Source organism: Chryseobacterium sp. TB1-D10, assembly GCF_059803555.1.
In genome coordinates this window covers 127,348-144,641 of the sequence record NZ_JAPFHB010000010.1, presented here as the reverse complement: position 1 = coordinate 144,641, position 17,294 = coordinate 127,348, and the positions used below count along the sequence as shown (strand labels likewise).

Below are 17,294 nucleotides of genomic sequence, written 5' to 3'. Positions count from 1 at the left end.
TTATTTTTCGATATGCTGTGTCTGGCATTCATCGGGAAAATTCCCAATGTTAATCATACCGTTTTATATGGTTGCTTATTGATAATTTTTGTATTGACTGTGTGGAAAATAATAATGGTGAAGAAAATTTCAATAGAAATTTCTGAACACATTCTATCAATAAAATACAATCATCCACTTTCACGAAAACTTAATTTTCCCGTGCTGGAGGTGCCATTACATAAAGTTACCTCCTGCAAAATAGAAAAAGGAATTATCAATTATTTTCTGCTCATCAATATTAATACAAAAAGAGGGACGAAAAGATTTTGCTATAATCTGGGTATTCTTTCCCAAGAACAGTGTGCCCATTTAAAAAAAGCATTGGATTTCATAAAATTATATACAAAAAATGAAACAGGACTATAACAAAAGAATATTCGACGAACGGAAAGTTGCAATCAGAGACATAGGTTATGCAGCAAATCTGATATTTTACAAATTCTTGATTATCAGAAAAACCACAAACTCAACAATAGACAATTGGCAATTCATTTTAAACTAAGTAAAAAATACAGTGGCGAAGTGGAAGAAAATGTTTTTAGTTTAATAATCGGACGACTATTGTTTTAGAAAAAAAATAAAAAAATAGCGAGAAATTAATTTTTCCGCTATTTTTTTTCACCTTACTATTTCATCCGAATTATCGGGGCACTTTTCTATTTCTCAGATAAAGTTTTCAAATCATTCAGACCTTCTTCAAATGTACTCATCATTTGCCTGTCAAGCACCGGTTTCATCGGCTTCATAATGGTTGAACAGTCAAAATCAATATCCCAAGTCACTTTTGTATCATTTCCCGCAGGTTCCAATTTGATATTCGAAGTCGCATAATCCTCAAAAGGTTTGATGAAGTGCATCTTCGTCGTCACCAGTTGATTCGGCTCGATTCTCGTAATTTCCTGCTCGCCCTCGCCCACTTCATTATTGCCTTTCCAAGCGAAAAAATCGCCGACAACACCGCTATTTCCCTTATAAGTTTTTACCAGATTCTTGTCCAGTTTCATCCACGGACTCCACGAATTAATCGCTTTCATAGAGTTCACATTCTGCCACACTTTCTCTGTTGGCGCTTTTATTACAATCGATTTCTCGCCGTGGTAATGGCTGTCAAAAAATACAATCGCAATCAGACAATACACCACAAAAATGCCCAAAATGACACCTAAGATTTTTAAAAATTTTTTCATAATAAGTATAGTTTAAGTTCAAAACAAAGCTAAAAAGAATTTGAACACAAAAACTTTTCCTAAGACAATATTTATTTCAGGTAACAATGATGATAATTTGGGCGCCTTTATCCGCCTTCCGTTCCCGCTTTTTTATCATTGCGAATGAAACGAGGTAATCAGTAGAACTTTTCTAAAATCGCAATGACAAAAATAGCTCAGTTCAAACCTAACGAAGTGGTTCGCCGATTCATTCAAATAAAATATATTAAAAATAGAGAGGCAAGTCGGGGAGTAATTTTGTCATACTTTCAACTTTAGGTACTAAATTTGAGCTTTCAAATCAATAATAAATTAAAAGACATTTTCAAAATATGAATCCACTTTTAGAAAAATTCAGTACAAAATATACCTCATCGCCTTTCAGCGACATCAAAGAAGAACATTACCTTCCCGCATTTCAGGAATTAATCAAAATTTCAGAAAAGGAAATCGACGAAATCACAAACAATTCTGAAACACCAACTTTCAAAAACACAATCGAAGCAATGGCTTTCTCGGGAGAACAATTGGACAGAGTTTCCAGCATTTTCTTCAATCTTAATTCTGCCGAAACCAACGACGAAATCCAGAAAATCGCTCAGGAAGTTTCTCCACTTTTGACCGAATTCTCTTCCAAAATTTCCCAAAACGAAAAATTATTTGAGAGAATCAAAAACGTTTATGACAAGAAAGACACTTTATCTCTGAATGAAGAACAAAAAATGTTGCTGAATGAAACTTACAAAGGTTTTGTAAGAAGCGGCGCACTTTTGAACGAAGAAGACAAAAAGAAACTGGAAAAAATCAATATGGATTTGTCCATCAAATCTCTTCAGTTTGGACAAAATGCTTTGGCTTCAACTAATGCTTATTTCAAACACATTACAGATAAAGAAGAACTGAAAGGAATTCCGGAAGCTATTCTTCAGCAATACGAAGAAGATGCAAAGGAAAAAGGTTTGGAAGGTTATGTGATTACACTGCAATATCCGAGTTATCTTCCTGCACTGACTTATGCAGAAAATCGTGAATTGAGAAAAGAGTTGGCATTAGCAAACGGAAAAAAATCTTTCGACGGTGGCGAATTTGACAATCAAAATCTCATCAAAGAAATCGTAAAACTTCGTCAGGAAAAAGCGGAATTGTTAGGTTATAAAAATTACGCAAATTTCGTCTTAGAGGAAAGAATGGCAAAATCGCCAGAAAAAGTGTTCGAATTCCTGAACGAACTTTTGGACAAAGCAAAACCTTATGCTCAACAGGAAATCGAGGAATTAAAAACCCTAGCAAAAGCCGACGGAATCGAAGAAATCCAAAGTTACGACCACGCCTTCTACGCTGAAAAATTAAGAAAGCAAAAATTCGATATTGACGATGAAGAACTGAAACCTTATTTCCAATTGGAGAAAGTTCAGGAAGCTGTTTTCGGATTAGCTGGAAAATTATTTGGTTTAGAATTTAAAGAAATTAATGATGTTCAGAAATATCATGAAGATGTAAAAACTTACGAAATCACAGAAAACGGAAACGTAAAAGCCCTACTCTACGCCGATTATCATCCTAGAAAAGGAAAACGCGCCGGCGCTTGGATGACAAGTTTTAAGAATCAATACAAAAAAGATGGCGAAAATTCCCGTCCTCATATTTCCGTGGTTTGTAATTTCACAAAACCTACGAAAGATACGCCAAGTTTGTTGACTTTCCAGGAAGTGACCACTTTGTTCCACGAATTTGGACACGCACTTCACGGCGTTTTGGCAGACACGCAACATCCGAATCTTTCCGGAACATCTGTAAAATGGGATTTTGTGGAATTGCCTTCCCAGTTTTTGGAAAACTTCTGCTACGAACCTGAATTTCTAAAAACTTTCGCCAAACATTATCAAACCGGAGAAATCTTACCAGACGAAAAAATCGAAAAATTATCTCAAAGCAAATCCTTTATGGAAGGCTATCAAACGATGAGACAAGTTGGTCTCGGATTGTTGGATATGGCATTTCACTCAAGCGTTTCGGAGCACGAAGTTACGGACGTGAAAGAATTTGAAAATCATTTTACTAAAGCAACACAAATTTATCCTTCGAATCCGGAAACGGCGACTGCACCTAGCTTTTCGCATATTTTCCAGGGTGGATATTCTGCAGGTTATTACTCTTACAAATGGGCGGAAGTTTTGGATGCGGATGCGTTTCAATATTTCAAAGAAAACGGAATCTTCAATCCGGAAATTGCTTCAAAATATAAGATCCTTCTTTCTTCCGGCGGAACGAAAGACCCGATGGAGTTGTTCAAAGCGTTCCGTGGAAGCGAGCCGAAAGTGGAGAGTTTGCTGAAAAGAGCATTTGGATAAAAAATTTAAGATTGAGATTTGAAATTCAAGTCTCAATCTTTTTTCTAACTTCTAACATCTTAACTCTAACATCTACTCTAATGACTTGTCCCTGCTGTTCCGGAAAACCCTACGAAGACTGCTGTCAACCTTATCACACAAAAGAGAAATTTGCGCCAACTTCAGAAGCTTTGATGCGTTCCAGATTTTCAGCTTTTGCCATCCCAAATGGAGAATATCTTTGGGAAACAACTTCGCCTGGAAAAAGGAAATTTCACAATAAAAAAAGTCTGCAGGAATGGGGCGAAATCAATGAATGGACAAAACTGGAAATCGTTGATACGCCGTCAATGAATAAAGTGGAATTCAAAGCGTTTTATACGGATGAAGATAGGAATCCTCAGATTCATCACGAGTTATCGACTTTCAAAACGATTCAAAATCGTTGGTATTATGTGAGCGGAATCTTTTTGGATTGATTAATTAAAGCAAACATTTTTTCTTCTTCTGTCTCAAAACATACAGATACAAACTTTCCACTTTTGCTCTCGCCCAATCGGTTTTTCTTAGGAATTTCAGTGAGGAATTGATGCTTGGATTGTCAGCGTTAAAACATCGGATGTTGATTTGTTTTCCTAATTCTTCGAAACCATTGTAGTAGTCCACCAATTCTTCCAAAATTGCGTCGAGTCTTTTACCGTGTAAAGGGTCTTTCGAAGTTTGTTCCATTTTGTAAAATTATTGATTTTAATATAATTTTAAACGCAAAGTCCGCAAAGATTTCTTTATAATTATTGAAAATATTTTTAAGGTTCGCAAAGGCGCTTTGCTCAGCTAAGACTAGAAACCTAAAGCCTTTTTAAAAATTCTTAAACCACAAACAAATCATTAAAGACATTTTATTTTCTTGATGTAATTTCCGCTTGTTCTTATTTCATATATTTGATTATAAATCAGAAAAAATGAAAATCCTAACTTTTATCATCCTTTTATTTTCTACAATGTCTCACGCTCAAGACTTCGCCAATTTCGGCAAATATCAAAAACAAAATCAAGAATTAAAATTCAAAAACACAACCCCAAACTCCGTGTTGATGGGCGATTCTATCACAGAAGGCTGGTTTTCTACCGACCCGGAATTTTTTACCAAAAACAATTTTGTTGGGCGGGGAATTAGCGGTCAGGTGACTTCGCAGATGCTTTTGAGATTTCGGGAAGATGTGATTTTGCTGAAACCGAAACGTGTGATAATCCTTGCCGGAACCAATGATATTGCGGAAAATCAAGGTCCTATTTCTTTGGACAAAGTTTTCGGAAATATTGTTTCGATGGTGGAATTGGCAAAAGCTAATAACATCAAAGTGGTTTTATGTTCAGCGCTTCCCGCTTCCGATTTCCCTTGGAGAAAAGGAATGATGCCCGCTGACAAAGTGATTGCGCTGAATCAAATGATAAAAGATTACGCTCAGAAAAACAAAATCACTTATATCGATTATCACACACCTTTGAAAGACGACAAAAACGGTTTGCCTAAAGAAATCGCAGAAGACGGAATACATCCGAACAAATTGGGCTATGAAAAAATGGAGGCAATCCTGATGAAAAATTTGAAGTAATGAATCTTGAAGCACTAAAGTTCCCAATTGGAAAATTCTTAAAACCCGATTTAATAACAAAGGAAATCATCGATTCAGCAATTTTCAAAATTGAAAACTTTCCCACTCTCGTAAAAACTGAAATCCAAAATCTGGATGAAAACGATTTACAATTAAAATACAGACCAAATGGCTGGACCATCTTGCAAGTCATTCACCATTGTGCGGACAGTCATATCAATAGTTATGTGAGATTCAAATTGGCGTTGACGGAAAACAATCCTACAATCAAACCTTATGAAGAAAGTCTTTGGGCAGAGTTGCCTGATACTAAACTTTCGCCTTTTGTTTCTTTGAAGTTGCTGGAAGCTTTGCACGAAAGATGGGTTTCCATTTTGAAAAGTCTTTCTGAGGAAGATTTGAATAAAGAATTTATCCATCCGGAACAATCAGAAAGAATTTCTCTAAAAGAAAATATTTTGATTTACAGTTGGCATTGCCGGCATCACTTGGCACATATTCGGCAGGCGAAGGAATTACGGTTTAATTAGAAACCTTAAAATTAAATTATGAAAAAGACAATCTCTTTTCTATTTCTGCTTTTAATCAATGTTTTTTCATTCGCTCAAAATACAATTGAACAGAATCTTGAAAAATGTCTAAACCAAAAAAACTCCACGGCGGGACAAATCAGCTGTGTCTCTGCTGCCCGGGATTCCTAGGATAAAGAACTTAATCAATCATATCTGTCATTAACTCAAAAACTTTCGAAAACCGTGAAAAAGGAACTTGTGGAAGCACAAAGAAACTGGATACTGTTTCGGGATTCTGAATTCAAACTGATTAATAAATATTACCGGGAAGTTAAAACCGGAACTTTGTTTTATTTGATTGCTGAGAATAAAAAGATGGAAATCGTGAAAGAACGCGCATTGCAAATTAAGGAATATGAAGAGCAGTTTGATAATTGAAATTTTTGTAGCAATTACGATACGAAAGAAGTTAAATAATTTTTTTCTTAGGCGTTAACTTATTTAAAACAAGATTGTAATATTTAACCTGTTAAAAGAGTTTATTATAAAAAAACTACTGCAAATGATTTATAAATTAATCTTCATCTGTTCTTATCTTTTTCTCTTTCAAAACAATACAAACATAGACTTTTTAGGCATTAAAGAAATTTATAAAAAAGATTCAAAAGTAAGTTTCAACATCAAGAACAATTCGTCTAAATTAAGATCTTATAATATTGGACTACAGGTTTATATAAATAACGAATGGAGAGAAACCGCTTCTGACATCACAAATTTAAATTCGAAAACAACAAGAATATTTAAAATAAAACCTAATATGAAAAATCTTGTAACAATGAATTTAAATGATCGATTTTTTAAAGGAAATTCTAGATTAAAAAAATATCGGTTTTTTATTGAACTTAGAAATGAAAACAGTTTGCGTATTAATGAAAATAAAATTACCTCTAATACTTTTGAAATTGAATAAATAGGTTCCGCAAAAAGTGTATTTTTAGGCAAAATTTTTTAGTAATGGTTTACGGAATCGATACGCTTGGATATCAGGATGTTTTGGAAATAGCACAAAATCCATCCATAGCAAAACTCAGTGAAAAATCAAGAGAACAAATCATAAAGTCGCAAAAGAACGTTCAAGAAATTGTAGCTTCTGACAGAACGGTTTACGGCATCAATACAGGATTTGGGCCACTTTGCGACACCAAAATATCAGAGTCTGAAACAGCACAACTGCAGCATAACCTCATCATTTCCCACGCTGTTGGCGTTGGCAAACCTATCGATAAGAATATTTCCAAAATAATGATGATTGCCAAGATCCACGCTTTGTCGAAAGGATTTTCGGGTGTTTCATTAGAAGTGATTGAGAGATTAATTCTAATGTTAGAGAAAGACATTATTCCTGTTGTTCCGGAGCAAGGCTCTGTTGGAGCTTCTGGAGATCTGGCGCCTTTGGCACATTTGGTTTTGCCTCTTTTGGGATTAGGTCAGGTTTGGGAAAATGATAAAACGGTTGAGACATCAATAGTTTTGGAAAAGCACAATATTCAGCCATTAAAACTTGGTCCGAAAGAAGGTTTAGGTTTAATTAATGGAACGCAATTCATTTTAGCTCACGCAATCGTTGGACTTTCAAAATTCGAATATTTGTTAGATTTAGCAGACTTAACTGCTGCAATGAGTCTGGAAGCTTACCGTGGTTCTGCAAGTCCGTTCAAAAAAGAATTGCACGACATTCGCCCGTTTGACGGAAGCAGAAAAGTGGCAGAAAGAATGCGAAACTTCCTGAAAGATTCCGACAATTTAAAGTCTCACGAATTCTGCGACCGCGTTCAGGATCCGTATTCTATGAGATGTGTGCCTCAAGTTCACGGCGCGAGCAGAAATGCCTTCGAACATCTGAAACAAATGGCAGACACAGAACTGAATTCTGTTACAGATAATCCAATCATTTTGAGTGCAGAAGAATCTATTTCCGGCGGAAACTTCCACGGGCAATTGATGGCTTTGCCTTTGGATTATTGTGCCTTGGCAGCAGCGGAATTAGGAAATATCTCTGACCGAAGAAGTTACCTTTTGCTGGAAGGAAAATATGGTTTGCCTAAATTATTAATAGAAAGTTCTGGACTCAACTCTGGCTTTATGATTCCGCAATATACGAGTGCAGCATTGGTTACAGAAAACAAAACGCTTTGCTTTCCGGCTTCCGCAGATTCTATACCGACAAGTTTAGGTCAGGAAGACCACGTGTCTATGGGAAGTATTTCTGGGAGAAAATTCAATCAGATTCTTGGAAATCTTGAAAATATCTTGGCCATCGAATTGATGTTTGGTGCTCAAGGTCTGGAATTCAGACGACCTGCAGTTTGCTCAGAAATTGTTGAGAAAAATTATGAGATTATCCGTTCTGTAGTTCCGAAACTGGAAAACGATAGATTGATCGGTGAGGATATTTTGAAAATTGCGGACTTGGTAAGAGAAAGAAAATTGGTTGTAAATTAAATTCTAAAAAGTCTTCAACTACGCTCAGACTGACCAACCTTAAAGTAATTATTCGTATTAGAGTTGTCATGCTGAGCGGAGTCGAAGCACCTCTTAATTATTCACTTAAAATATATGAAAAACCTAAGAACCACTTCCGAAAACCAAGATTTCCAAAAATTAGTAAAACAACTGGATGCTTATCTAGCTGTAATCGATGGTGAAGACCACGGATTTTATGATCAATACAACAAAATTGATTCCCTTAAAAACTGCATTGTGATTTTTGATAATGAGGAAGCAGTTGCAATTGGAGCAATTAAAGAATTTGATAAACAATCAATGGAAGTCAAAAGAATGTTTACACTTCCGGAAAAACGTGGAAAAGGTTTGGCTTCTGCTATTTTGAAAGAACTTGAGATTTGGACTAAGGAATTAGGTTACGAAAGAACCATTCTTGAAACCGGAAAGAGACAAACCGAAGCCGTTGCACTTTATCAAAAATGCGGTTACAAAGTCATTCAAAATTATGGTCAATACGTCGGCGTTGAAAACAGCGTTTGCTTTGAGAAAAATTTATAATCAATTCCCGAACTGATAATCCAAAGGCAGCATTTTCGAAATATTCTGTCGGGAAAAATCGCCTTCCAAAATCAATTGATCCGGCTCGGACGAAATACCTTCCGGGAAAACCTCAAACTCCATAGATTCGGGATGAATGATTGATGATTGCGTCACAACACCGGCAGATTTCACGAATTCTCCTTTTTTGATTTCATAATAATACTTCTGATAATTGACCTGAAGCAGATCTGAAAAGTCAATAAACAACCTTCCGTTTTTTCGCTTTGTAAAATCGGATTCTTTCATTTTGGTTTTAAGAATCGCCATCACGAACTCCGAATTTTTACTTTTCTTTTGGGAAATTGCTTCCAACTCGTCTGTCCATGGCAAAGTTGAGATCTTTTGGGTTCGTACAATACTGATATGATCTTCCAGCTTTTGCAATTCTTCCTTGGAAGGATATTCCGGATTCGGGATCCGTCTGGCGTGATTCACGATGAAACCTTCTTTCTCCAATTCGTTTTGATAAAGACTTCTCAGAAAATGCATCATACTGCCTTTGTAAGCATTCATCCTATTCAGTATAATTTCCTTTCTGAAACTGGTCTCTTTGAAGAATGAAGTTCCTAAATAACTAGTACTTTTCTGTTTAAAATCTGCCTGGAAATTAATCAGGTTATATTGAATGGTGTAACCCAGTTTTTTATTTTCGATGATCAAAGTCTGTGGTGCTTTCACTTTCAGAAACTGGTTTTTCTTGTCATAAGAAAATTGGAGCGTCCGTTGATTTTTGATTTTCACATCATCCCTGTCAAATCCAATAAACTGATCCAGAAAATAATTAATAAAATTCTTGTATGCCTCTTCTGTATAAGGAATAATAACCACCTCCTCTATTTCACTGACTTTATTAATAATCACTTTAACGGATTTTCCTATCGCTTTGTCAAGAGGAAAAATACTGGTTTCGTAATTGTCTTTCTGAAAGATCAGATTTCCGCTTTTCTGTCCCTGTACATCCAACTGGAAACTTCCGTCAGGTGTAGAAGCTGTAGAAATTTTGGTTCCATCAAGATAGACATTGACATCAGAAATGGCTGAACCACTTTCCGTTTGGATCTTCCCCGAAATGGTTTGGGAATATAAAATTGAAACTCCGAAGAAGAATATTAAGAATTGTAAAAACCTCACGTGATATATTTGAACTCCGAATTTAATAAATAAAAAGAGGATTTCGTTGAAATACGCATTAAACGACAAAAGTTATGATGTGTTTTAAGTCATTCAAAAGTTTAAAAAGGAAAATTTATATTTTCTCTATTTTGCAGAAACATCCATAAAACACTGAAATTTAACAAATTGTACTTGATTGTCTCAACTAAGTGGTTGATTGCTTCAACTAAGTACTTGATTGTCTCAACTAAGTGGTTGAATGCCTCAGCTAAGTGGTTGACGGTCTTAACTAAGTGGTTGGATGACATAAATAAGTGATTGACCACCCCAACTAAGTCATTGACTATGTCAACTGAATGATTGAATGCTATAAACAAATGATTTTCACACCCACAGACTGATTAAATCACTTGAATAAATAATTGAATCTGATTTTAAATCCCAGAGGGATAACCTGTTAATAGAAAATAAAATCCATCATCACATTAAAGGTTCGTAGGAGCGACCTGATAATGATTGTGATTCACAGGTCGCTCCTACGGAGTTTTTTGTTTGTTTATCAGATGTTGCTATTAACAGATTGCTCCAACGGAGCATTTTGGAAAAGTATTTATCCAATTCTAATTGATGTCATACTAAGAGAACCGCCAATTAAGGAATCATTGAACAATGAAAGGTCTTCCGATTTATCTTTCAGTCCGAGATTATACATTAATGGTAAATAATGGTCGGGCGTCGGAACGGCGTATTGCAAGAATGTTCCCTGTTTTTGATAATCAATGAGTTTCTGAAAATCGCCATCCAGAATCCAACTGTTGGTTTTTTCTCTCGCTTCTATCGCCCAATCCCAGCCGGCTCCAACTGTGTCGATATTTTTCCAGTCAATCAATCTGAGGTTGTGAACGATGTTTCCACTTCCGATGATCAAGATTCCTTTTTCTCGAAGTTTGGACAATTTCTTCGCTAAGTCAAAATGATATCGTGGTGGTTTTGTGTAATCGATGCTCAACTGAATAACAGGAATATCTGCATCCGGATAAAGATGCCGAAGAACCGACCACGCGCCGTGATCCAATCCCCAATTGTGGTCTTCTTCCACCAAAACTGGAGACAATAATTCTGCAGTTTCCTTTGCCAATTCTGGATTTCCTTTTGCGGGATATTGAACGTCAAACAAGGCTTGCGGGAAACCGCCAAAATCGTGAATGGTATTCGGAAGTTCCATTGCTGTGACGAATGTGCCGTTGGTAAACCAATGCGCAGAAATACAAATGATGGCATTCGGTTTTGGGATTTCTTTGCTGATGTTTCGGAAACCTTGCACAAAAATATTTTCTTCGATGGCGTTCATTGGAGAGCCGTGTCCTAGGAAAAGGACGGGCATTTTTTGTGTGGTTTTGAAGTTATCGGAGATGTTGGAAAGGTCGTTGAGATTCATTTTTGTTTTGTAAAAAGTAAAATGTATTAATGTAAAATGTATTTTATTTTCTCGCAGATTTGGCTGATTGCGCAGATTTTTTAACACATTATTGTCATTCCGTAGGAATCTAGACAGCGAGATTTAGATTGACTCCGTCGAACCATTTCGTTAGGTTTCCTACGGAATGACAAACTTTGTGTTTTTGACAAAGCTTGTTTTATCTAGAATTTGCAGCCCAACTTGAGTGGAAATCCTTTTTTGCGTCTGCTCAAGTTCTATTTAGACTGAAATCGTGTGCAAAAAAGATTTACTACGTCGAACCACTTCGTTAGGTTTGGGAACGGAAGGCGGAAAAGCTGCCCAAATAATTATTATTAAAATCAAAAAGCGTGAACAAAGTTGCCCTTGTTCACACTTTAAAAAACTCAAACTATAAAAAATACTATGATGTATTATTGTTTTACGAACTGCAGTTCTCCTGCAATTTTCACGTCTTCGCTTACCATCACACCGCCTGTTTCCAATGCTGCGTTCCAAGTAAGACCGAAGTCTGATCTTTTGATCTTTCCTTCGAAAGAGAAACCTGCTTTTGTATTCCCCCAAGGATCAGAATTGATTCCTCCGAAGTCTACGTCCAAAGTGATTTCTTTTGTGATTCCGTTCAATGTTAGGTTTCCAGTCACGTCGCCGTTCAAAGTGGAAGCTTCGAAAGTAATTTTCGGGTTAGCTTCTGCGTTGAAGAAATCTGCTGATTTCAGGTGATTGTCTCTGTCTGTATTGTTGGTGAAGATAGAATCTGTATCGATGAAAGCGGAAACTTTTGCGCTTGCGAACGTGTCATCTTCTGCGTCGATCTCTGCGTTGAAAGTTGTGAATTCTCCTTTCACGTTGGAAATCATCAGGTGTTTTACTTTGAAAGTGATTTCGCTATGCGTTGGGTCTAATAACCATTTAGTTGCCATAATTTTTAATATTTTGTTGATTAATTATAGTGCAAATTTATAGCGCCGAGCTCCGCCTCGCATTGATGTAAGTTAAGAATTACTTTTTTGTGAATTTTTTAACGATTGCGATGTTTCGGCACAATGATTTCTGTGTTGAGAACAATGAAAAAACTTTCCTTTCTTTTTTTACTTTCCAGTGTATTGTACTTTTCCCAGAAGAGCGATTCTGTGGTTTTGATTTCGGAGGTCAAAATCGATGCTTATAAAAAACCGGTTTCTTTTATCGCTTCCACCAAATCGGTTTCTGTCGTTTCGGAAAACTTGCTTTCTCAGAATCCGCCAAACCGATTGTTGGAATCTGTAAACCAAATCGCTGGTGCGAGAATGGAAGAACGTTCGCCGGGAAGTTACAGAATCGCGGTGCGCGGAAGTTCCTTGCGTTCGCCGTTTGGCGTTCGGAATGTGAAAGTTTATTTGGATGATTTTATTTTGTCCGATGCTTCGGGGAATACTTATTTTAATCAGATCTCGCCGGATTTAATTCATAAAATCGAGATTTACAAAGGTCCGGAAAGTGGTGATTTTGGCGCGGTGACGGGCGGAACTTTGTTACTTCAAACTCAGAATTCTGATGACTTGTCTGTGAATCTTTCGTCTGGAAGTTATGGGACTTTTAATGAAAGTATTAATTTTTCAAAGCAATTGGGAAAGCACTTTTTTCAGGTTTATCAAAATTATTACAGAACAGATTCTTACAGGGAACAATCTGCAGTTGAGCGCAAGCAGATTTTCATTAAGGACAATTTCAAATATTCTGACAAAGGCGAACTAAAAGCAATGCTACTCTTCTCCGATTTGGATTATGAAACGCCTGGCGGATTGACTTTGGTGCAGATGGAAGCCAACCGAAAACAAGCCCGACCAACAACCGCAACGCTTCCCGGAGCGAAAGAACAAAATGCCGGAATCAGGAACAAAATGGTTTTGACGGGACTTTCCAATCAATATCAATTAACCGACGGACTTTCACATTTTGTTTTGGTTCAAGGCTCGTATGTCGATTTCGAGAATCCATTTATTACAAACTTCGAAAACCGTTTTGAAAGTAATTATGCCTTAAGAACCCATTTCAATTATGAAAAAAATTGGGACAAAGTTTCCGCGGAATGGCGATTGGGTTACGAAGGTGCAACCAATCCAATCTTCATTAAAAACTTTGACAACAATCGGGGAACAGAAGGAAATCCCCAGAATTTTGATAAGCTGAGAAATAAGTCCGGATTCTATTTTCTGTCACAGAAATTGAATTTTAATGAAAGATTATTTACAGATATTTCCATTAGTTTAAATTCAAATTCTTACAAATGGGAAAAGATTTTTCCAGCTTCTGAAACTGTAAATGTGAAATTTAAAAACCAATGGTTGCCCAATTTTGGGATGACGTATGTTTTGGATAAAGGATTTTCTTTGAGAGGAAAAATTGGGAAAGGAAATTCAGCGCCGACGAATGAGGAGATTCGTTCTTCCAATCAGGAATTCAACTTCACCCTGGTTCCTGAATACGGATGGAATAAGGAAATTGGCGTGCGGAAACAATTTGGGAATTCGCTTTTTGTGGAATTGAATTATTTTGATTTCCGTATGAAAGATGCGATTGTAAGAAGGCAGAATGAAGCCGGACAGGAATATTTTGTGAATCAAGGAAATACCGTTCAGAAAGGTTGGGAATTTCTTTTGGAATCGAAGCGGTTTGATTTGAAGAATGAAGTTTTGAGTCATTTCAAATTCAGATTTTCGGGAAGTCTATATGATTTTAAATTTAAAAATTATATCCAGGGAACTTCTGACTTTTCAGGAAATGCTTTGACCGGCGTTCCGAAAACAACTATCAACAGTTTGCTGAATTTCACTTTCTTCAAAAAATTAGCCGTTGATTATTCTCAATTTCTAACTTCAAAAATTCCTTTGACAGACGCGAATTCTGTTTGGTCTGAACCTAGTTTGGTTTCGAATATTCAATTCCGTTATCCTATTAAATTCGAAAAAGCAAAGTTGGATTTGTATTTCCAAATTCAGAATTTGTACAATGAGGAATATGTTTTGGGATTTGACATCAATGCTTTTGGAAACCGATTTTATAATCCATCGGCAAAACGGAATTTTGTGGTGGGCGCGAATATTCAATTGTAAAATTTAGAATTTCTCAGTCAGATATTTCCAATAACGCTTCGGAACGTGCTGAACGTGGAGTTTGATATTTTTCCGCTCCTTGATATTGGTCTTGGTGAAGTAACTTTTCCAAAGTTCCTGATAATTAATCTCTTCCTCGTGGAACTTCTGCTGATATTTATTTAAATTAAATGTCTCATCAGGATAGAAAAATTCGCAATCTTTAAGATCATAAAACAGTCCGTAATGTCGTTTGAGGTCATAAATCATCCATTTTTGGTCGGCATATCGGTCTTTGAAATGTTTCCGAATCAAAGGCAGAACATCAAAATCCGGATCGATTTTGGCGAAATAAACATCGTCCTTCATCTTCTCAAACCTGACAAACGCAGTCATCCGATGTCGCTCTCTGCTGACGGATTTACAGATTTTTGAGATTTGAAGAATGTCATCATTAGCGAAATTCTGCAAGACATTATTATCTGGACTTTTAATCGATTGTTGGATAGCAGAAAAAATCAAATCTTCAGATTCCGGAAGTTCTGAGAGAAAAACCATCAGCAATTGTTTGATGCCGGATTTTCCGATGCTCGTTTCTAATTTCTTTAAAACGCGATCAGATTTTTCATTTTGCGTCACAACCTCGTGAATCTCCGCAAACATATTTTCCTGCTGGAATCTTTCTCTGTTTCGGATTTCCACATCTTTATATTTGTATTCAAAAACTTCGAATACTGCGGTTAAAAGACCGTCGAAACTGCCGTCGTAGAGGAGAGTTTTCATTTTTAAATAGGTTCTGAACACTTCGACTCCGTTCAGTGTGACATCGCATATTAATCATTTCCTTAGAACTGTCAGGCTGAGCGGAGTCGAAGCCTTTAAATTAAAACAAAGTCAACTGCTGGGAAAATTGATTTGAAATTTTAAATTAAAAATATCCCGGAACATCTCGACTTCCGTGGAGCACTCTTACTATTCGGATATGATTGTCCAAAATCCTGTAGAAAATGAGATGATGGTCTTTTGGAAAACTGTACAAACCTATTTTTATTTCATTTCGCGTTTTCCCTAATTCTGGATTTGTAAGCAAACTTTGAAAAACGTCTTCAATCTCAGTGAAATATTTTTCCGCTTGTTCAAATCCAAATTCATTCATCGTATAATTGAAAATATCTTCCAAATCTTCATCAGCAATTTCTGATAGAATGTAGAATTCTTTAGACATTGCTATTATCTTTCTTCCTGGATTTGATGATATCTTTTATCGACCTGGAACTTGAATTACCATCCCAACCTTTCTCAATTTCATTTCTCAAATCCTGAATAATGCGATGGCGATAAACTTCGTGAAGCCGCAAAGCATCACGTACAACCTCGCTGGCATTCTGAAAATCTCCCGATTCTATTTGTTCGGAAATATAATTTTCCTGCTTTTTTGTGAAACTGACATTCATTGTAAATTCTTTCTTCGAAATTACAATTAATATCCAAATTTAGCAAATATGGACAACTGAATATTGAATTAAAATAAAGTCAACTGTTGAGAAAACTGATTCTGAAATTTGGACTGACTTCCGCCGATGATTAATTTCCTCAAATTCAAATCTGTTAAATGTTTCAAAAATGGATTGCCGTAACTAAAATCGATGAAATATTTTGCTCGATTAACAGCCGCGCCTAACTTTTTCAAATTATCAATATTCAAAACCTGAAAACGTCTAGAGCTAACAATTTTCATCGCTGTTTTCACACCAATTCCCGGGATTCTGAGAATCATTTTGTAATCTGCGGTTTGAAGATTCACTGGAAATTGATCAAGATGTCTTAATGCCCAACTTAATTTCGGGTCGACTTCCAAATCCAGAAATGGCATATTGGAATCCAAAATCTCATCGGCTTTGAAACCGTAAAAACGCATCAACCAATCAGATTGATACAGACGGTTTTCCCGTAAAACAGGAACTTCCGCAGTGATTGCCGGCAAACGATTGTCCGACGTCACTGGAATATAACCTGAATAATAAACGCGTTTCATTCCGTAATTTTGGTAGAAATGGTCGGCGACTTTGATGATTTGCAAATCGTTTTCGTTGGTTGCTCCGACAATCATTTGTGTGGATTGCCCTGCTGGTGCGAACTTCGGAACGCTTTTGATGATTTTCTTTTCGTCTTTGTATTGCTGGATTCCTTTTTGGACGATTCGCATTGGTTGTAGCATATCTTCCCGATTTTTATCCGGAGCCAAAAGTTTAAGTCCAGATTCAGTCGGAATTTCTAGGTTTACGGAAAGTCGGTCTGCGTAAAGTGCAGCTTCCTGCATCAAAATATCACTCGCTCCAGGAATTGATTTGAGGTGAATATAACCGTTGAAGTTATGTTCGTTTCTCAATTTTTTCGCGACACGAACCAAACGTTCCATTGTCGTATCCGCATCTTTGAAAATCCCGGAACTCAGGAACAATCCTTCGATGTAATTTCGGCGGTAAAAACTGATGGTCAAATCTACCACTTCTTCTACCGTGAATGCGGCGCGTTTGATGTCATTTGATTTTCTGGAAACGCAGTAGATGCAATCGTAAATGCAATGGTTGGTCAAAAGGATTTTGAGAAGCGAAACGCATCGCCCATCCTCCGTATAAGTGTGACAAATTCCACTGGCAGAACTGTCGCCCAATCCCCCATTATTTTTCCTTTTTCCGCCACTTGATGAGCAGGAAACGTCATACTTAGCAGCGTCGGCAAGTATTTCCAGTTTTTCTTTTGTGCGGTCAAAGTTCATATTTTGGGAATTTTATTTAGAAGAATTATGTTCTAAATGAATGTCAAAAATAAAAC

At 36.5% G+C, this 17,294-nt stretch carries 19 protein-coding genes and 1 pseudogene; 11 read left to right on the top strand and 9 right to left on the bottom strand.

All coding sequences use genetic code 11. The features are described from left to right. The first annotated feature begins 391 nt into the window (after window positions 1-391). Window positions 392-544, top strand: a complete 153-nt coding sequence (locus OPU68_RS14855) for a hypothetical protein (RefSeq protein WP_498474743.1) — start codon at window positions 392-394, stop codon at window positions 542-544. Between the two features lie 154 nt (window positions 545-698). Here the strand turns inward: OPU68_RS14855 and OPU68_RS14850 are convergent, their stop codons facing one another. Then, entirely contained in the window at window positions 699-1,229 is a 531-nt protein-coding gene (locus tag OPU68_RS14850) for an SRPBCC family protein (protein ID WP_498474742.1), read from the bottom strand. A gap of 353 nt (window positions 1,230-1,582) precedes the next feature. Here OPU68_RS14850 and OPU68_RS14845 point away from each other — a divergent pair, with 353 nt between their 5' ends. Beyond that, on the top strand, window positions 1,583-3,601 hold the full coding sequence (locus tag OPU68_RS14845) for a M3 family metallopeptidase (RefSeq protein WP_498474741.1): 2,019 nt from the start codon (window positions 1,583-1,585) through the stop codon (window positions 3,599-3,601). An 80-nt stretch (window positions 3,602-3,681) separates the two neighbouring features. Then, complete coding sequence (locus tag OPU68_RS14840; protein WP_498474740.1) at window positions 3,682-4,059, top strand: YchJ family protein; 378 nt, start codon at window positions 3,682-3,684, stop codon at window positions 4,057-4,059. Between the two features lie 4 nt (window positions 4,060-4,063). On the opposite strand, the gene OPU68_RS14835 is transcribed toward OPU68_RS14840, so the two are convergent. Then, the gene (locus OPU68_RS14835; protein ID WP_498474739.1) at window positions 4,064-4,309 is read right to left on the bottom strand and encodes a VF530 family protein; all 246 of its coding nucleotides are present in this window, start codon (window positions 4,307-4,309) and stop codon (window positions 4,064-4,066) included. A gap of 233 nt (window positions 4,310-4,542) precedes the next feature. Between OPU68_RS14835 and OPU68_RS14830 the strand changes: the two genes are divergently transcribed. From OPU68_RS14830 to OPU68_RS14800, 7 genes and pseudogenes are all read left to right on the top strand, one after another. Next, complete coding sequence (locus tag OPU68_RS14830) at window positions 4,543-5,196, top strand: SGNH/GDSL hydrolase family protein (RefSeq protein ID WP_498474738.1); 654 nt, start codon at window positions 4,543-4,545, stop codon at window positions 5,194-5,196. Next, complete coding sequence (locus OPU68_RS14825) at window positions 5,196-5,726, top strand: YfiT family bacillithiol transferase (RefSeq protein ID WP_498474737.1); 531 nt, start codon at window positions 5,196-5,198, stop codon at window positions 5,724-5,726. Before OPU68_RS14830 ends, OPU68_RS14825 begins: the two co-directional genes overlap by 1 nt. An 18-nt stretch (window positions 5,727-5,744) precedes the next feature. After that, window positions 5,745-5,897: a hypothetical protein gene (locus OPU68_RS14820; protein ID WP_498474736.1), complete on the top strand. Its 153-nt coding sequence runs from the start codon at window positions 5,745-5,747 to the stop codon at window positions 5,895-5,897. 12 nt (window positions 5,898-5,909) lie between these two features. Further along, window positions 5,910-6,146, top strand: a pseudogene (locus OPU68_RS14815) (lysozyme inhibitor LprI family protein); the annotation flags it as partial. 124 nt (window positions 6,147-6,270) lie between these two features. Beyond that, window positions 6,271-6,678: a hypothetical protein gene (locus tag OPU68_RS14810; protein ID WP_498474735.1), complete on the top strand. Its 408-nt coding sequence runs from the start codon at window positions 6,271-6,273 to the stop codon at window positions 6,676-6,678. 44 nt (window positions 6,679-6,722) lie between these two features. Then, on the top strand, window positions 6,723-8,210 hold the full coding sequence (hutH, locus tag OPU68_RS14805; protein WP_498474734.1) for a histidine ammonia-lyase: 1,488 nt from the start codon (window positions 6,723-6,725) through the stop codon (window positions 8,208-8,210). Between the two features lie 114 nt (window positions 8,211-8,324). After that, window positions 8,325-8,771, top strand: a complete 447-nt coding sequence (locus OPU68_RS14800) for a GNAT family N-acetyltransferase (protein ID WP_498474733.1) — start codon at window positions 8,325-8,327, stop codon at window positions 8,769-8,771. Here OPU68_RS14800 and OPU68_RS14795 read toward each other — a convergent pair whose 3' ends face one another. From OPU68_RS14795 to OPU68_RS14785, 3 genes are all read right to left on the bottom strand, one after another. Further along, a complete protein-coding gene (locus OPU68_RS14795) occupies window positions 8,772-9,944 on the bottom strand; it encodes a peptidase associated/transthyretin-like domain-containing protein (RefSeq protein ID WP_498474732.1) in 1,173 nt (390 codons plus the stop codon). It lies immediately after the preceding gene. 592 nt (window positions 9,945-10,536) lie between these two features. Continuing rightward, on the bottom strand, window positions 10,537-11,364 hold the full coding sequence (ygiD, locus tag OPU68_RS14790; RefSeq protein WP_498474731.1) for a 4,5-DOPA-extradiol-dioxygenase: 828 nt from the start codon (window positions 11,362-11,364) through the stop codon (window positions 10,537-10,539). A gap of 434 nt (window positions 11,365-11,798) precedes the next feature. Next, a complete protein-coding gene (locus tag OPU68_RS14785; protein WP_133944107.1) occupies window positions 11,799-12,308 on the bottom strand; it encodes a YceI family protein in 510 nt (169 codons plus the stop codon). A gap of 144 nt (window positions 12,309-12,452) precedes the next feature. Between OPU68_RS14785 and OPU68_RS14780 the strand changes: the two genes are divergently transcribed. Further along, window positions 12,453-14,480 carry a TonB-dependent receptor gene (locus tag OPU68_RS14780; RefSeq protein WP_498474730.1) on the top strand — a complete coding sequence of 676 codons (2,028 nt, stop codon included), beginning with the start codon at window positions 12,453-12,455 and terminating at the stop codon, window positions 14,478-14,480. A 3-nt stretch (window positions 14,481-14,483) separates the two neighbouring features. Here the strand turns inward: OPU68_RS14780 and OPU68_RS14775 are convergent, their stop codons facing one another. The 4 genes from OPU68_RS14775 to OPU68_RS14760 all read right to left on the bottom strand — a co-directional run bounded on the left by OPU68_RS14775 (window position 14,484) and on the right by OPU68_RS14760 (window position 17,238). Beyond that, entirely contained in the window at window positions 14,484-15,242 is a 759-nt protein-coding gene (locus OPU68_RS14775; RefSeq protein WP_498474729.1) for a TIGR03915 family putative DNA repair protein, read from the bottom strand. Between the two features lie 145 nt (window positions 15,243-15,387). Continuing rightward, window positions 15,388-15,684: a type II toxin-antitoxin system RelE/ParE family toxin gene (locus OPU68_RS14770; protein WP_498474728.1), complete on the bottom strand. Its 297-nt coding sequence runs from the start codon at window positions 15,682-15,684 to the stop codon at window positions 15,388-15,390. After that, on the bottom strand, window positions 15,677-15,913 hold the full coding sequence (locus OPU68_RS14765) for a type II toxin-antitoxin system ParD family antitoxin (RefSeq protein ID WP_498474727.1): 237 nt from the start codon (window positions 15,911-15,913) through the stop codon (window positions 15,677-15,679). Before OPU68_RS14765 ends, OPU68_RS14770 begins: the two co-directional genes overlap by 8 nt. Before the next feature lie 68 nt (window positions 15,914-15,981). Next, window positions 15,982-17,238 (bottom strand): putative DNA modification/repair radical SAM protein, encoded by a 1,257-nt coding sequence (locus OPU68_RS14760; protein ID WP_034962736.1) that lies wholly within the window; start codon window positions 17,236-17,238, stop codon window positions 15,982-15,984. Window positions 17,239-17,294: the final 56 nt, after the last annotated feature.

Coding starts and splice junctions, on each gene's coding strand:
- OPU68_RS14855 (WP_498474743.1), top strand. CDS start 392: ATGAAACAGGACTATAACAAAAGAATATTCGACGAACGGAAAGTTGCA.
- OPU68_RS14850 (WP_498474742.1), bottom strand. CDS start 1,229: ATGAAAAAATTTTTAAAAATCTTAGGTGTCATTTTGGGCATTTTTGTG.
- OPU68_RS14845 (WP_498474741.1), top strand. CDS start 1,583: ATGAATCCACTTTTAGAAAAATTCAGTACAAAATATACCTCATCGCCT.
- OPU68_RS14840 (WP_498474740.1), top strand. CDS start 3,682: ATGACTTGTCCCTGCTGTTCCGGAAAACCCTACGAAGACTGCTGTCAA.
- OPU68_RS14835 (WP_498474739.1), bottom strand. CDS start 4,309: ATGGAACAAACTTCGAAAGACCCTTTACACGGTAAAAGACTCGACGCA.
- OPU68_RS14830 (WP_498474738.1), top strand. CDS start 4,543: ATGAAAATCCTAACTTTTATCATCCTTTTATTTTCTACAATGTCTCAC.
- OPU68_RS14825 (WP_498474737.1), top strand. CDS start 5,196: ATGAATCTTGAAGCACTAAAGTTCCCAATTGGAAAATTCTTAAAACCC.
- OPU68_RS14820 (WP_498474736.1), top strand. CDS start 5,745: ATGAAAAAGACAATCTCTTTTCTATTTCTGCTTTTAATCAATGTTTTT.
- OPU68_RS14810 (WP_498474735.1), top strand. CDS start 6,271: ATGATTTATAAATTAATCTTCATCTGTTCTTATCTTTTTCTCTTTCAA.
- hutH (WP_498474734.1), top strand. CDS start 6,723: ATGGTTTACGGAATCGATACGCTTGGATATCAGGATGTTTTGGAAATA.
- OPU68_RS14800 (WP_498474733.1), top strand. CDS start 8,325: ATGAAAAACCTAAGAACCACTTCCGAAAACCAAGATTTCCAAAAATTA.
- ygiD (WP_498474731.1), bottom strand. CDS start 11,364: ATGAATCTCAACGACCTTTCCAACATCTCCGATAACTTCAAAACCACA.
- OPU68_RS14785 (WP_133944107.1), bottom strand. CDS start 12,308: ATGGCAACTAAATGGTTATTAGACCCAACGCATAGCGAAATCACTTTC.
- OPU68_RS14780 (WP_498474730.1), top strand. CDS start 12,453: ATGAAAAAACTTTCCTTTCTTTTTTTACTTTCCAGTGTATTGTACTTT.
- OPU68_RS14775 (WP_498474729.1), bottom strand. CDS start 15,242: ATGAAAACTCTCCTCTACGACGGCAGTTTCGACGGTCTTTTAACCGCA.
- OPU68_RS14770 (WP_498474728.1), bottom strand. CDS start 15,684: ATGTCTAAAGAATTCTACATTCTATCAGAAATTGCTGATGAAGATTTG.
- OPU68_RS14765 (WP_498474727.1), bottom strand. CDS start 15,913: ATGAATGTCAGTTTCACAAAAAAGCAGGAAAATTATATTTCCGAACAA.
- OPU68_RS14760 (WP_034962736.1), bottom strand. CDS start 17,238: ATGAACTTTGACCGCACAAAAGAAAAACTGGAAATACTTGCCGACGCT.